This window comes from Streptomyces sp. ATCC 21386 (genome assembly GCF_018728545.1).
Classification (GTDB): Bacteria; Actinomycetota; Actinomycetes; order Streptomycetales; family Streptomycetaceae; genus Streptomyces.
In genome coordinates this window covers 8,537,177-8,551,270 of record NZ_JAAVVL010000001.1, presented here as the reverse complement: position 1 = coordinate 8,551,270, position 14,094 = coordinate 8,537,177, and the positions used below count along the sequence as shown (strand labels likewise).

The following is a 14,094-nucleotide window of genomic DNA, read 5'->3' as shown; positions in this document are numbered from 1 at the left end:
TGGGGCGCACGTAGGACGCCTGATGGGGGCGGCACCTGGTCTTCCGGGTGCCGCCCCCATCGTCGTAGGGATGTCGGCTGCGGGTCCGTCGGGGCCCGCCGCGCGGTCCCCCGGGCCCCTGGGAGAAGCGGGGCTGCGCCCCTGCTTCTCCCAGGCGCGGTCCTAGCCCAGTGCCTTGCCCGGCAGTTCCACCTTCGCGCCGAGCTCCATGAGCTTCTCCATGAAGTTCTCGTAGCCGCGGTTGATCAGGTCGATGCCGTGGACCCGGGAGGTGCCCTGGGCCGCGAGGGCGGCGATGAGGTACGAGAAGCCGCCGCGCAGGTCGGGGATGACCAGGTCGGCGCCCTGCAGACGGGTGGGGCCGGAGACGACCGCCGAGTGCAGGAAGTTGCGCTGGCCGAAGCGGCAGTCGGAGCCGCCGAGGCACTCGCGGTAGAGCTGGATGTGCGCACCCATCTGGTTCAGCGCGGAGGTGAAGCCCAGCCGGGACTCGTAGACCGTCTCGTGGACGATCGAGAGGCCGGTGGCCTGCGTCAGCGCGACGACCAGGGGCTGCTGCCAGTCGGTCTGGAAGCCCGGGTGGACGTCCGTCTCCAGCGCGATCGACTTCAGCTGGCCGCCCGGGTGCCAGAAGCGGATGCCCTCGTCGTCGATCTCGAAGGCGCCGCCCACCTTCCGGTAGGTGTTCAGGAACGTCATCATCGAGCGCTGCTGGGCGCCCCGGACGTAGATGTCGCCCTCGGTCGCCAGCGCGGCGGACGCCCAGGAGGCGGCCTCCAGGCGGTCCGGGAGCGCCTTGTGGTTGTAGCCGCCGAGCGAGTCCACACCGGTGATGCGGATCGTGCGGTCGGTGTCCATCGCGATGATGGCGCCCATCTTCTGCAGGACGCAGATCAGGTCCTCGATCTCCGGCTCGATCGCCGCGTTCGAGAGTTCCGTCACGCCCTCCGCGAGGACGGCGGTCAGCAGCACCTGCTCCGTGGCGCCCACGGACGGGTACGGCAGCTGGATCTTCGTGCCCCGCAGCCGCCGCGGCGCCTCCAGGTACTGGCCGTCCTCCCGCTTCTCGATCTTCGCGCCGAACTGCCGCAGCACCTCGAAGTGGAAGTCGATCGGCCGGCCGCCGATGTCGCAGCCGCCGAGACCGGGGATGAAGGCGTGGCCGAGGCGGTGCAGCAGGGGGCCGCAGAAGAGGATCGGGATGCGGGAGGAGCCCGCGTGGGCGTCGATGTCGGCGACGTTCGCGCTCTCCACGTTCGTCGGGTCCATCACCAGCTCGCCCGGCTCGTCGCCCGGGCGGACCGTTACGCCATGCAGCTGCAGCAGCCCGCGCACGACGCGTACGTCGCGGATGTCGGGCACGTTGCGCAGCCGGCTCGGACCGCTGCCGAGCAGCGCGGCGACCATGGCCTTGGGTACGAGGTTCTTCGCACCGCGGACACGGATCTCGCCACTGAGCGGGGTGCCGCCGTGTACAAGCAGTACGTCGTCAGAGCCGTTGACGGTCATGGATCTCGCGTTCCGTGGAGTTGGGCAGAGGCGTGTGCGGCGTAGGCGGACGGCCGACGGACCCGTTGTGCGGGGGCCGGCGCGGCGCGAGCCGGAGAGCTAGCGTAATCGCCGCACACCCCCCTTCCGTAAGCCCAAGTGCCTCTCAGCCACGTCATGGATTGGCCACAACACGAACCGTTCACCACCGGCCACGGGGGGTCACCGGACCGGCCGTGCGCCCCGGCCGCTTCCCTGTGCCCGTCCGTCTCCCGCCACCGGCCTGTCGGAGACCCCTGCGGGCCGCTGGCCTGGATTCATGGCCGCGCGCACACTGCTGGGGGGATTGGCTCCCCGTACCCGGGCGGGATGCGGGATCATGTCTGGCATGACCGAGGTGTCCTCGCTCACAGGGCGGCTGCTCGTGGCCACGCCCGCCCTGGCGGACCCGAACTTCGACCGCGCAGTCGTGCTCCTTCTCGACCACGACGAGAAGGGCTCGCTCGGCGTGGTCCTCAACAGGCCCACCCCGGTGGACGTCGGCGACATCCTGGAGGGCTGGGCGGACCTCGCCGGCGAACCCGGGGTGGTCTTCCAGGGCGGCCCCGTGCAACTGGACTCGGCCCTGGGGGTCGCGGTGATCCCCGGCGGGGGCTCCGTGGACCGGGCGCCACTCGGCTGGCGGCGCGTGCACGGGGCGATCGGCCTGGTCGATCTGGAGGCCCCGCCGGAGCTGCTGGCCTCCGCGCTCGGCTCGCTGCGCATCTTCGCCGGGTACGCGGGCTGGGGCCCCGGCCAGTTGGAGGACGAACTGGCGGAGGGCGCCTGGTACGTCGTCGAGTCGGAACCCGGCGACGTCTCCTCGCCCTGCCCGGAACGGCTCTGGCGCGAGGTCCTGCGCCGCCAGCGCAACGAACTCGCGATGGTGGCCACGTATCCGGACGACCCTTCGCTCAACTGACGTCGGGCAGGTGTGGAGGGTGCACATCTCCATGGATCACTCTTTCGAGTGTTCGAGATCAAGTTCGGGTCGAATGCTGTCGGGCGCGACATGGCGTCTCAGGCATGAAGCTGGTGGTGGAGGTCAGGCTGCTGCCGACGCCTGTACAGGCGTCGGCGCTGGAGAAGACCCTGCGCGCCTGCAACGAGGCCGCCGGCTGGGTGGCTGAGGTGGCCTTCGAACGTGGTGTGTTCACGAACTTCGCGCTGCGCAGGCACACCTATGGGCAGGTCAAGGACCGGTGGAACCTGGGGGCGCAGGCTGCCCAGCATGTGATCAAGAAGACCTGCGATGCGTATGCGACGTTGCGGACGAATCTGCGGGGAGGCCCGTAGGGCCGGGGTGCCCGTGGTGTACGTCGATCCGGCCTGCACTTCGCGCACCTGCGCCGAATGCGGCCACATTCACCAGGCGAACCGGGTGTCCCAAGCACGGTTCGCGTGCCGGTCCTGCGGATTCGTTGATCACGCGGACCGGAACAGCTCCCGCAACATCCGCGCTCGTGCGTGGGAGTTGTGGCGACGCGGGGCCCAGTCGACGGTCCCTGCTCCACCGCCGCGCAGCGGGGTGGAACTGGACGCAAACGAAGCGTCACGGCCAGTGGCGCCCGTTGTGCAAGCCCGGGACCCACAGTTCCCGGCGGTTGATTACCCTTGGCGTCATGAGCACTCTTGAGCCCGAGCGCGGTACTGGTACGGGGACCCTCGTCGAGCCGACGCCGCAGACGTCGCACGGCGATGGTGACCACGAGCGCTTCGCCCACTATGTCCAGAAGGACAAGATCATGGCGAGCGCCCTCGACGGCACGCCCGTCGTGGCGTTGTGCGGCAAGGTGTGGGTCCCGGGCCGCGACCCGAAGAAGTACCCCGTGTGCCCCATGTGCAAGGAGATCTTCGAGTCCCTCGGCGCGGGCGGCGACGACCAGGGCGACGGCAAGAAGTAGAGCGGGCGCGCTCCGGCTCGGGAGCATTCCGTTCGTGGGCGGGTTCGGGTGAGTGTGTGGTTGCTCGCGCAGCCCCCACTCACCCGCACCGCCCACGAACCGGTGCTCCCGAGCTTTGTCGCGCGCTTCTTTGGATCACAAGGTGGTCGAGACCTCTTGTGGTCATGTTCATGTAGTCCATAACCTCCGGTGTGTTGTGTAGAGCAGAACGCCCGTTGCAGAGAATGCAACGCTCCGCTCCCCCCTCCGGAGGATTCGCTCGATGAAGCTCGCCGCCCGACTCGCCGCGCCCGTAGCGGCGCTGGCCCTCGCCGGGCTGACCGCCTGTGCCCCCCAGACCTCCGACAACTCCTCCACCGGGGAGGACGAGAAGACCGGCACCCTGCGGGTGTGGCTCTTCCAGGAGGTGAGCAACGAGCCGAAGCAGAAGGTCGTCGACAAGGTGGTCGCCGCCTTCGAGAAGGCGCACGACGGCGCGAAGGTCAAGGTCGAGTACATCCCCGTCGAGACCCGCGCCCAGCGCATCAAGGCCGCCTTCAACGACCCCAAGAGCGCCCCCGACGTCATCGAGTACGGCAACACGGACACCGCCGGCTACGTGAAGGACGGCGGACTCGCCGACGTCACCGCGGAGTTCAACGGCTGGTCCGAGGCCAAGGACTCCGACCCGACCGCCAAGACGTCCGTGACGGTCGAGGGCAAGGTCTACGGGGCGCCCTTCTTCGTGGGTGTGCGCGCGCTCTACTACCGCACCGATGTCTTCGACGAGCTCGGCCTCGAACCCCCGAAGACCTTGGACGAGCTGGCCGCCACCGCCAAGCAGATCCGCGCCGCCGAGCCCGACCTGTACGGGCTCGTCGTCGGCGGCGCCTACACCTACGGCGCCATGCCCTTCGTCTGGGCCAACGGCGGCGAGATAGCCGAGGGCAAGGGCGGCTCGTACACCTCGACCATCGACAGCGCGGCCGCCCAGAAGGGCATCAAGGCCTACACCTCGCTCTTCGGCGACGACAACTGCCCCGCCGCCAAGTGCGCGAGCATGGGCGGCAACGACACGGTCACCGCGTTCGCCGCCGGCAAGGCGGGCATGGCGATCGGCGGTGACTTCAGCCACGCGGCCGTGGAAGCCGGCAAGGTCAAGGGCAAGTACGCGGTCGTACCGCTGCCGGGGGTGAAGTCCGGCTCGGTGGCCCCGGCGTTCGCGGGCGGCAACAACGTCGGCGTCCTGAAGAGCACCACGCACCGCACCCTCGCCGTCGACCTGATGAAGCGACTGGCGTCCAAGAAGACCCAGGGCGAACTCTTCGACGCCATGGGCTTCCTGCCCACGTACACGGACGTGCGGGCGGAGGCGGCGAAGGAGGAGCCCTTCATCGAGCCGTTCGTGAAGACGCTGGCCTCCGGCACGAAGTTCGTGCCCGCCTCCCCGGCGTGGGCGCAGATCGACGCGTCTCTGGTGCTGCCGACGATGTTCCAGGAGGTCGTCAGCGGCAAGAAGGACGTGGCGGAGGCGTCGCAGGACGCGGCGAAGCAGATGAACGATGCGTTCGGCTCCGCCGGTTGAGCGGGGGGCGCCCAGTGGGGTGGCGGGTGAGGAGCGTGGGCGGGCTCGGGTTCGTCGTGGCTTGTCGCGCAGTTCCTCGCGCCCCTATGGGGGCGCCGCAGTCACCCCCTGGCTCTATCTCGGCCCGGCGCTGGTCGTTCTCGGTGGGCTGCTGGTTTATCCCGTCTACCAGCTCGGGCTGATTTCGTTCTTCGAGTACACGCAGGCGCAGGTCAGCGGTGGGGAACCGGCCACGTTCCAGGGGTTCGGGAACTACGCCGAGTTGTTCGGGGACGGGCAGTTCTGGCAGGTGCTGCTGGCCACGGTCGTGTTCGCGGCGGCGTGCGTGGTGTCCACGCTCGCCGTCGGGTGCGCGCTCGCCGTGCTGCTGACACGAGTACGGGCCGTGCCGCGGCTCGCGCTGATGCTGGCGGCGCTCGGCGCGTGGGCGACCCCGGCCGTCACCGGGTCCACGGTGTGGCTGCTGCTGTTCGACCCGGACTTCGGGCCGGTCAACCGCGTTCTGGGCCTCGGAGACCATTCCTGGACGTACGGGCGGTACAGCGCCTTCCTCCTCGTCCTGCTCGAAGTGGTCTGGTGCTCCTTCCCGTTCGTGATGGTGACCGTCTACGCGGGCATCCGCTCCGTACCGTCGGAGGTGCTGGAGGCAGCTGCCCTGGACGGGGCCTCGCAGTGGCGGATCTGGCGGTCGGTGCTCGCGCCGATGCTCCGCCCGATTCTCGTCGTCGTCACCATTCAGTCGATCATCTGGGACTTCAAGGTCTTCACGCAGATCTATGTGATGACGGGCGGCGGCGGAATCGCGGGCCAGAACCTCGTACTGAACGTGTACGCCTACCAGAAGGCCTTCGCGTCCTCCCAGTACAGCCTCGGTTCGGCGATCGGCGTGGTGATGCTGGTGATTCTGCTGGCGATCACCCTGGTGTATTTGCGACTGCTGCGCAGGCAAGGGGAGGAGCTGTGAATTCACCGGGTTTCACACGGCGGCCCTGGCGGCTCGCCGCGGAGGCGTCGGCCCTGGTCATCGCGGTCGTGGTGGCGTTCCCGCTGTACTGGATGGCGTTGAGCGCCTTCAAGCCCGCGGGCGAGATCGAGTCGTCCGAGCCCCGGCCGTGGACCCTCGCGCCGACCCTGGATTCCTTCCGCCGTGTCTTCGGGCAGCAGGAATTCGGCCGGTACTTCGCCAACAGCCTGATCGTCGCCTGCGCGGTGGTCGTCGCCTCCGCGCTCATCGCGTTTCTCGCCGCGACGGCGGTCAGCCGATTCCGCTTCCGATTCCGGACCACCTTGCTGATCATGTTCCTGGTGGCCCAGATGGTTCCGGTGGAGGCGCTGACCATCCCCCTCTTCTTCCAGATGCGGGACTTCGGTCAACTCAACACCCTGGGCGCGCTGATCCTGCCCCACATCGCCTTCTCCCTGCCGTTCGCGATCTGGATGCTGAGGGGTTTCGTGAAGGCCGTACCGGAAGCGCTGGAGGAGGCCGCGTATCTCGACGGGGCGAGCCGTTCCCGATTCCTCTGGCAGATCCTTTTCCCGCTCGTGCTCCCCGGCCTGGTCGCCACCAGCGTCTTCTCCTTCATCTCGACCTGGAACGACTTCCTGTTCGCCAAGTCGTTCATCATCAGCGACACCTCCCAGTCGACCCTGCCGATGGCCCTGCTGGTCTTCTACAAGCCGGAAGAGCCGGACTGGGGCGGTGTGATGGCCGCCTCCACGGTGATGACCGTGCCGGTGCTGATCTTCTTCGTACTCGTACAGCGGCGCCTGGTCTCCGGCCTGGGCGGCGCGGTGAAGGACTGACGCGATGCACGCGGACCTGATCCCGGCGCCCCGCACCCGCTGCTCCGCTTCCGGCGGCGTACGGCTCACGGAGCGCTCCCGCCTCCACGCCGACGAGGGGACCGAGGGCGTCGGCCACTGGCTGCTCACCGTCCTGCGGGAGGCCACCGGCCTGCCGCTGCGTGAGGGGCGGGAGCTCGACGACACGGACGGGGACGGCATCGAACTCCGGCTCGACCCCCGACTCGGCCCCGAGGAGTACCGCCTCGTCAGCGACGCCTCCGGAGTCCTCGTCGAGGGCGGTGGCGCGGCCGGTGTCTTCTGGGGCGCCCAGACGCTGCGTCAGCTCCTCGGCCCCGAGGCGTACCGCAGGGCTCCGGCCGCCCGCGACCGGGTCTGGACCGTGCCGTACGTCACCGTCGAGGACGCGCCCCGCTTCCGCTGGCGCGGTCTCATGCTCGACGTGGCCCGGCACTTCCTGCCCAAGGACGGGGTCCTGCGCTACCTGGACCTGATGGCCGCGCACAAACTCAACGTCCTCCATCTGCACCTGACGGACGACCAGGGCTGGCGGGTCGAGATCGAGAGGTACCCCCGGCTGACCGAGGTGGGCGCCTGGCGGGCGCGTACGAAATTCGGCCACCGGGCGTCACCGCTGTGGGAGGACAAACCGCACGGGGGCTACTACACCCAGGACGACCTCCGGGAGATCGTCGCGTACGCGGCGCGGCGGCACATCACCGTGGTCCCCGAGATCGACGTCCCGGGGCACAGCCAGGCCGCCATCGCCGCGTACCCGGAACTCGGCAACACCGATGTCGTCGACACGGCCTCCCTCGGCGTGTGGGACACCTGGGGCGTCAACAAGAACGTCCTCGCCCCCACCGATCACACCCTGCGCTTCTACGAGGGGGTGTTCGAGGAGCTCCTGGAGCTGTTCCCGGCCGACGTCGCCCCGTTCTCGGCCTTCGTGCACATCGGCGGCGACGAGTGCCCCAAGGACCAGTGGCGGGAATCCGCTGCCGCGCGGGCCCGGATGCGGGAGCTGGGGCTCGCGGACGAGGACGCACTGCAGTCCTGGTTCGTCCGGCACTTCGACAACTGGCTGACCGCGCGCGGGCGTCGCCTGATCGGATGGGACGAGATCCTTCAGGGCGGGAGCCGAACCGAAGGGCGCGCCCCTGTCGGAAGCGACGAGGAGGAGGGAGCGAAGCGACCGCTCGACGAGGAGGGCCGACAGGGGGGCAGAGCGCCCGGAGGTGAGGCGGCACAATTCAGCCTCGCACCGGGTGCCGCCGTGTCGTCCTGGCGGGGGTACGCGGGCGGAATCGCGGCGGCCCGCATGGGCCACGACGTGGTCATGTGCCCCGAGCAGCAGGTGTACCTGGACCACCGTCAGGACGGCGGCCCCGAGGAGCCGGTGCCCATCGGCTGGGTCCGCACCCTGGAGGACGTCTTCCGGTTCGAGCCGGTCCCACCGGAGTTGACGGCCGACGAGGCCCGGCACGTGCTGGGCGCCCAGGCCAACGTGTGGACCGAGGTGATGGAGGACCGGGGGCGCGTGGACTACCAGACGTTCCCGCGCCTCGCGGCCTTCGCCGAGGTGGTCTGGAGTCGGCTGCCGGCCCCCGCCGAGCGTGACTTCGGCGACTTCGAGCGGCGGATGACGGCGCACTACGCCCGACTTGACGCCCTGGGGGTCGGTTATCGGCCGCCTTCGGGGCCGCGGCCGTGGCAGCGGCGACCCGGGGTGCTCGGACGTCCGATCGAGGGGGCGCCCCCGAACGTGTGAGGCGGGGGCGAAGACGTAGGACCGAAAGCGCATGCCCTGCGACGGTGGCCGCTCGGGATACGAGTGGGACAAGAGGTGCTCGAGTTGACGGAAGGAGTCGATGCGCACCTATGGGTGGTTCCGTATCAAATCGGACCATCTCTCGGGTGAGGCGGGCGAATGCCTCCTAGCGGACCCCCGCGTTCGGGCCTCGCGAGAATGTGCCAGAGTTGCCACGTCCGCCCTGTCAGCACGTACCGTACGGCAACACAGGCGGGGACCAGGTGGGGCAGCGGGAAGGGGCAGCCGGTTTGACCACGCACGCACCGCAGGCGGCGCAGGCCGTGACCCTGCCCGGCTCGCTGGACGAGGCCGTGGCGGCCCTCGCCGCCATGCCCTGGGCGGTTCCGGTGGCGGGCGGCACGGACCTCATGGCCGCGGTCAACTCCGGGCAGCTCAGGCCCGCGGCGCTGGTCGGCCTCGGCCGGATCAGCGAGATCCGCGGCTGGCAGTACCAGGACGGGCATGCCCTCCTGGGGGCGGGACTGACGCACGCCCGGATGGGGCGCCCGGACTTCGCGGCGCTCATTCCGGCGCTCGCCGCAGCCGCGCGCGCCGCCGGACCACCGCAGATCCGCAACGCCGGCACCCTTGGCGGCAACATCGCGACGGCCGCCCCCACGGGGGACGCGCTGCCCGTGCTCGCCGCCCTGGAGGCCACGCTGATCATCGCGGGGCCGGGCGGGGCCCGCCGCGAGATGCCCGTTTCGCACCTGCTGGCCGGCATGGAGATGCTGCGACCCGGTGAACTCATCGGCTTCGTGCGCGTGCCGCTGCTGCACGCCCCCCAGGTCTTCCTGAAAGCCACCGGACGCACCGGCCCCGGCCGCGCGGTCGCCTCCGTCGCCCTCGTCCTCGACCCCGCCCGGCGCGGGGTGCGGTGCGCCGTCGGAGCCATAGCGCCGATGCCGCTGCGCCCGCTGGACGCGGAGGCGTGGGTCGGCCAACTGATCGACTGGGACGGCGAGCGCACCCTGGTGCCCGAGGCGCTCCAGGCCTTCGGCGAGTACGTGGCCGCCGCCTGCATCCCGGACCCGGCCCCCGAGGTGGACGGATCCGTGGCACCGCTTCCGCCCGCCGTACTGCACCTGCGGCGCACCGTCGCCGCGCTGGCCCGACGAGCACTGGGGAGGGCACTGTCGTGACCGACGACCAGCACGGAGAGGGCACCCCGCAGCAGGGGGGCCAGGGCGGCTGGGAGCGGCTGCCGCAGGGCGACTACGACGACGGCGCCACCACGTTCGTCCAGCTCCCCGAAGGGGGCATCGACGCGCTGCTCGCCGCCGACAGCCCGCTGGCCGCGCCCGGCCACGGCTACGTGCCGCCGCAGATAGCGACGAACTCCGTCAACCCGGTTCCGGTGCACCCCGGGCAGGTCGGTGACACGGCCCACACCGCCGGTACCGACCCGTCCGTCCCGGGCACCTGGACGATGCCGGCCGGGGGCGCCGAGTGGCACGACCCGAACGCCGGGCAGCCCTCGCCGCCCACGCAGCACGGGTTCACGTACAACCCCGGCTCGACCGGGCAGTGGACGTTCGAGGAGCCGGCCGCCCCGGAGGGCACCGCTCCCGGTCACGATGTGACCGGTGAGTGGTCGATTCCGGTCGCTGGTGGCGATCTTCCGGACGAATCCGGTGAGTTCAGCACCTCGGCCCTGGTCGAGCAGTGGGGCGGCACCCCGCCCGCCACGCTCCCGGGCGGTGCGCCCGCGCCCTGGGCGACGGAGGAGATCGGCACGGCGTGGACCGCGCCGCCGCCCCCCGCCCGGACCGAGGGGCACCCGGCCGAGGAGCACCCGGCCGAGGAACGCCGGCCCGAAGGGCCCGCGACGGGCGGGAGCGCGCCAGGCGCGGCCCCGGACGCGTCCGGTGAGCCCTCCGCGACTGCGGCGACCGCCGCGGCTTCCGGGGCTTCTGAGGGCTCCGGGGGCGCGTACGCCGGTCAGGGTTCGGAGAGCGCCGAGGAGGCCCCGGAAGGCGCCCAGGAGCCCGCTGGGCCGGCCGCCGGGGCCGACGCGGAGACCTCGGGCCCCGAGCGGACCGAGAAGCCGGAGACGGGCGCCGACGCGCCGGGGGCCACCGGGGCCGCCGAGCCCACGGACCGCGCCCGGTCCGCCGAGGCCTCGGGGACCGAGGGCGACCCGGCAGCGGCCGAGGAAGCCGCCCCGACGCCGCCCCCGCACGACGACCACCCCCTCGCCTCCTACGTCCTGCGCGTCAACGGCACGGAGCGGCCCGTCAGCGACGCCTGGATCGGCGAGTCGCTGCTCTACGTGCTGCGCGAGCGGCTCGGCCTGGCCGGCGCCAAGGACGGCTGCTCGCAGGGCGAGTGCGGCGCCTGCAACGTGCAGGTCGACGGCCGCCTCGTGGCGTCCTGCCTGGTGCCCGCGGTCACCTCCGCCGGCAGCGAGGTGCGCACCGTGGAGGGCCTCGCCGCCGACGGTCGGCCCTCCGACGTGCAGCGGGCCCTCGCCAAGTGCGGTGCCGTGCAGTGCGGTTTCTGCGTGCCCGGCATGGCGATGACCGTGCACGACCTCCTGGAGGGCAACCCCGCCCCCACCGACCTGGAGACCCGCCAGGCGCTCTGCGGCAACCTCTGCCGCTGCTCCGGCTACCGGGGCGTCCTCGCGGCCGTCCGTGACGTCGTCGCCGAGCGCGAGGCGCACACGGCCGCCGAGAACGAGGCCGCCGCGGACACCGAAGAGGCCCGCATCCCGCATCAGGCGGGCCCCGGCGCGGGCGGCGTCAACCCGGCCGCGTACGACGCCCAGCAGACACCCGCACCGGCCCCGCACGACGCCGACCGGTCCTACGGCGGCCAGGGGCTGTCGTTCACCGGCCCGGACGACTCGTACGGCGGGCAGGACCAGTCGTTCGGCGGTGGCGGCGACACCTACGGCGGTCAGGGCCAGTCGTTCGGCGGCCAGGACCAGTCGTACGGCGGGCAGGACCAGTCCTTCGGTCAGGACCAGTCGTACGGCGGTGGCGGCGACACCTACGGCGGTCAGGGCCAGTCCTTCGCCGGGCAGGGCGACACCTACGGCGGCCAAGGGCAGTCCTTCGGCGGTCAGGACGACTCGTACGGCGGTCAGGACGACTCGTACGACGGTCAGGGCCGGTCGTTCGGCCAGGACGGAGGCCAGGCGTGAGCAACGAAACCGTCATCGCGACGCCCACGGGCCCCGGCGAGACCGCGCCCGCCCCCGAGCAGTTGCCGCACGGCCTGGGCGCGTCCCTGCCGTCCGCCGACTCCCGGGCCAAGTCGGAGGGCACCTTCCCGTACGCGGCCGACCTGTGGGCCGAGGGCCTGCTGTGGGCCGCCGTGCTCCGCTCGCCCCACCCGCACGCGCGCATCGTGTCCATCGACACGACCCACGCCCGCGAGATGCCCGGCGTACGGGCCGTCGTCACCCACGAGGACGTGCCGGGCGTCGCCCTGCACGGCCGCGGCAAGGCCGACCGGCCCCTGTTCGCCTCCGACGTCGTACGCCACCACGGCGAGCCCATCGCGGCCGTCGCCGCCGACCACCCCGACACCGCGCGGATGGCCGCCGCCGCCGTCATCGTCGAGTACGAGGTCCTCGACCCGGTGATCGACCCGGAGCAGGCCTTCGAGGCCGAGCCCCTGCACCCCGACGGCAACCTCATCCGCCACATCCCGCTGCGCCACGGCGACCCGAACGCGGCGGGCGAGGTCGTCGTCGAGGGGCAGTACCGCATCGGCCGCGCGGACCCGGCCCCCGTCGGCGCCGAGGCCGGCCTGGCCGTGCCCCGCCCCGACGGCGGCGTCGAGCTGTACGTGGCCTCCACCGACCCGCACACCGACCGCGACGCGGCCGCCGCCTGCTACGGCCTGCCGCCCGACCGCGTCAAGATCGTCGTCACCGGTGTCCCCGGCGCCACCGCCGACCGCGAGGACCAGGGCTTCCAGCTCCCGCTCGGACTGCTCGCCCTGAAGACCGGGTGCCCGGTGAAGCTGACGGCCACCCGCGAGGAGTCCTTCCTCGGCCACGCGCACCGCCACCCCACCCTGCTGCGCTACCGCCACCACGCGGACGCCGAGGGCAAGCTCGTCAAGGTCGAGGCACAGATCCTGCTCGACGCCGGCGCGTACGCCGACACCTCCTCGGAGGCGCTGGCCGCCGCCGTCTCCTTCGCCTGCGGCCCGTACGTCGTCCCCAACGCCTTCATCGAGGGCTGGGCGGTCCGCACCAACAACCCGCCCTCCGGCCATGTGCGCGGCGAGGGTGCGATGCAGGTCTGCGCCGCGTACGAGGCGCAGATGGACAAGCTGGCGAAGAAGCTGGGCATCGACCCGGCGGACCTGCGCATGCGCAATGTGATGTCCACGGGCGACATGCTGCCGACGGGCCAGTCGGTGACCTGCCCGGCGCCGGTCGCCGAACTCCTTCAGGCCGTCCAGGAGTTCCCGCTGCCCGCCCTGCCCAAGGACACCCCCGAGGAGGAGTGGCTGCTCCCGGGCGGCCCCGAGGGCGCGGGCGAGCCGGGAGCCGTCCGGCGCGGCGTCGGCTACGGCCTCGGCATGGTCCACATGCTCGGCGCCGAGGGCGCGGACGAGGTCTCCACGGCCACCGTGAAGGTCCACGACGGCATCGCGACCGTGCTGTGTGCCGCCGTCGACACCGGCCAGGGCTTCTCCACCCTCGCCCGGCAGATCGTCCAGGAGACCCTCGGCATCGACGAGGTGCACATCGCCCAGGTCGACACCGACCAGCCGCCGGCCGGTCCGAGCTGCCGGGGCCGCCACACGTGGGTCTCGGGCGGCGCGGTGGAGCGGGCGGCGAAGATGGTCCGCACGCAACTGCTGCAACCCCTCGCCCACAAATTCGGCATGTCCACGGAGCTGCTGCAGATCACCGACGGCAAGATCACGTCGTACGACGGTGTGTTGTCCACCACGGTCGCGGAGGCGATGGACGGCAAGGAGCTCTGGGCCACCGCCCAGTGCCGCCCCCACCCCACCGAACCGCTGGACGAGGCCGGGCAGGGCGACGCGTTCGTGGGGCTCGCGTTCTGCGCGGTCCGCGCGGTCGTCGACGTCGACATCGAACTCGGTTCCGTACGGGTCGTGGAGCTGGCGGTCGCCCAGGACGTGGGCCGGATCCTCAACCCGGACCAGCTCGCCGCGCGCATCGAGGCGGGTGTCACCCAGGGGGTCGGCATCGCGCTGACCGAGAACCTGCGCACCCCCCGGGGCCTGGTCCGCCACCCCGACCTGACCGGATACGCCCTGCCCACCGCCCTCGACGTCCCCGACATCCGGCTCGTCAAGCTGGTGGAGGAACGCGACGTCGTCGCCCCCTTCGGCGCGAAGGCGGCCAGCGCGGTGCCGGTGGTGACCTCGCCGGCGGCCATCGCGGCGGCGGTACGGGCGGCCACGGGACGCCCCGTGAACCGGCTGCCGATCCGCCCGCAGGCGGCGGTGGTGACGGGGGCGTAGGGCCGGGCGAGGCGGCTGCGAGC

Annotated in this window: 12 protein-coding genes; 11 read left to right on the top strand and 1 reads right to left on the bottom strand. The window is 71.7% G+C overall.

What is annotated here, in order from left to right:
- Window positions 1–162: 162 nt before the first annotated feature.
- Window positions 163–1,509, bottom strand: coding sequence for a UDP-N-acetylglucosamine 1-carboxyvinyltransferase (gene murA, locus GWK25_RS36680; RefSeq protein WP_215455787.1), 1,347 nt, complete (start codon window positions 1,507–1,509; stop codon window positions 163–165).
- A 367-nt stretch (window positions 1,510–1,876) separates the two neighbouring features.
- Here murA and GWK25_RS36675 point away from each other — a divergent pair, with 367 nt between their 5' ends.
- The 11 genes from GWK25_RS36675 to GWK25_RS36630 all read left to right on the top strand — a co-directional run bounded on the left by GWK25_RS36675 (window position 1,877) and on the right by GWK25_RS36630 (window position 14,071).
- Window positions 1,877–2,449, top strand: coding sequence for a YqgE/AlgH family protein (locus GWK25_RS36675; protein ID WP_184893447.1), 573 nt, complete (start codon window positions 1,877–1,879; stop codon window positions 2,447–2,449).
- 104 nt (window positions 2,450–2,553) lie between these two features.
- Window positions 2,554–2,823: a hypothetical protein gene (locus GWK25_RS44030; RefSeq protein WP_251829205.1), complete on the top strand. Its 270-nt coding sequence runs from the start codon at window positions 2,554–2,556 to the stop codon at window positions 2,821–2,823.
- Window positions 2,780–3,163, top strand: a complete 384-nt coding sequence (locus GWK25_RS44025; RefSeq protein ID WP_308404409.1) for a transposase — start codon at window positions 2,780–2,782, stop codon at window positions 3,161–3,163. Before GWK25_RS44030 ends, GWK25_RS44025 begins: the two co-directional genes overlap by 44 nt.
- Window positions 3,150–3,431 carry a DUF3039 domain-containing protein gene (locus tag GWK25_RS36665; RefSeq protein ID WP_005486786.1) on the top strand — a complete coding sequence of 94 codons (282 nt, stop codon included), beginning with the start codon at window positions 3,150–3,152 and terminating at the stop codon, window positions 3,429–3,431. The genes GWK25_RS44025 and GWK25_RS36665 overlap by 14 nt, the downstream gene beginning before the upstream one ends.
- Window positions 3,432–3,693: 262 nt before the next feature.
- The gene (locus GWK25_RS36660; protein ID WP_215455786.1) at window positions 3,694–4,995 is read left to right on the top strand and encodes an extracellular solute-binding protein; all 1,302 of its coding nucleotides are present in this window, start codon (window positions 3,694–3,696) and stop codon (window positions 4,993–4,995) included.
- Complete coding sequence (locus GWK25_RS36655) at window positions 4,973–5,959, top strand: carbohydrate ABC transporter permease (protein ID WP_215455785.1); 987 nt, start codon at window positions 4,973–4,975, stop codon at window positions 5,957–5,959. The genes GWK25_RS36660 and GWK25_RS36655 overlap by 23 nt, the downstream gene beginning before the upstream one ends.
- Window positions 5,956–6,798 (top strand): carbohydrate ABC transporter permease, encoded by an 843-nt coding sequence (locus GWK25_RS36650; protein WP_215455784.1) that lies wholly within the window; start codon window positions 5,956–5,958, stop codon window positions 6,796–6,798. Before GWK25_RS36655 ends, GWK25_RS36650 begins: the two co-directional genes overlap by 4 nt.
- 4 nt (window positions 6,799–6,802) lie before the next feature.
- On the top strand, window positions 6,803–8,569 hold the full coding sequence (locus GWK25_RS36645) for a beta-N-acetylhexosaminidase (RefSeq protein ID WP_215455783.1): 1,767 nt from the start codon (window positions 6,803–6,805) through the stop codon (window positions 8,567–8,569).
- 290 nt (window positions 8,570–8,859) lie between these two features.
- A complete protein-coding gene (locus tag GWK25_RS36640) occupies window positions 8,860–9,753 on the top strand; it encodes a xanthine dehydrogenase family protein subunit M (RefSeq protein ID WP_184893457.1) in 894 nt (297 codons plus the stop codon).
- Window positions 9,750–11,759, top strand: a complete 2,010-nt coding sequence (locus GWK25_RS36635) for a 2Fe-2S iron-sulfur cluster-binding protein (protein ID WP_215455782.1) — start codon at window positions 9,750–9,752, stop codon at window positions 11,757–11,759. The genes GWK25_RS36640 and GWK25_RS36635 overlap by 4 nt, the downstream gene beginning before the upstream one ends.
- Window positions 11,756–14,071, top strand: a complete 2,316-nt coding sequence (locus tag GWK25_RS36630; protein ID WP_215455781.1) for a molybdopterin cofactor-binding domain-containing protein — start codon at window positions 11,756–11,758, stop codon at window positions 14,069–14,071. The genes GWK25_RS36635 and GWK25_RS36630 overlap by 4 nt, the downstream gene beginning before the upstream one ends.
- Window positions 14,072–14,094 lie beyond the last annotated feature (23 nt).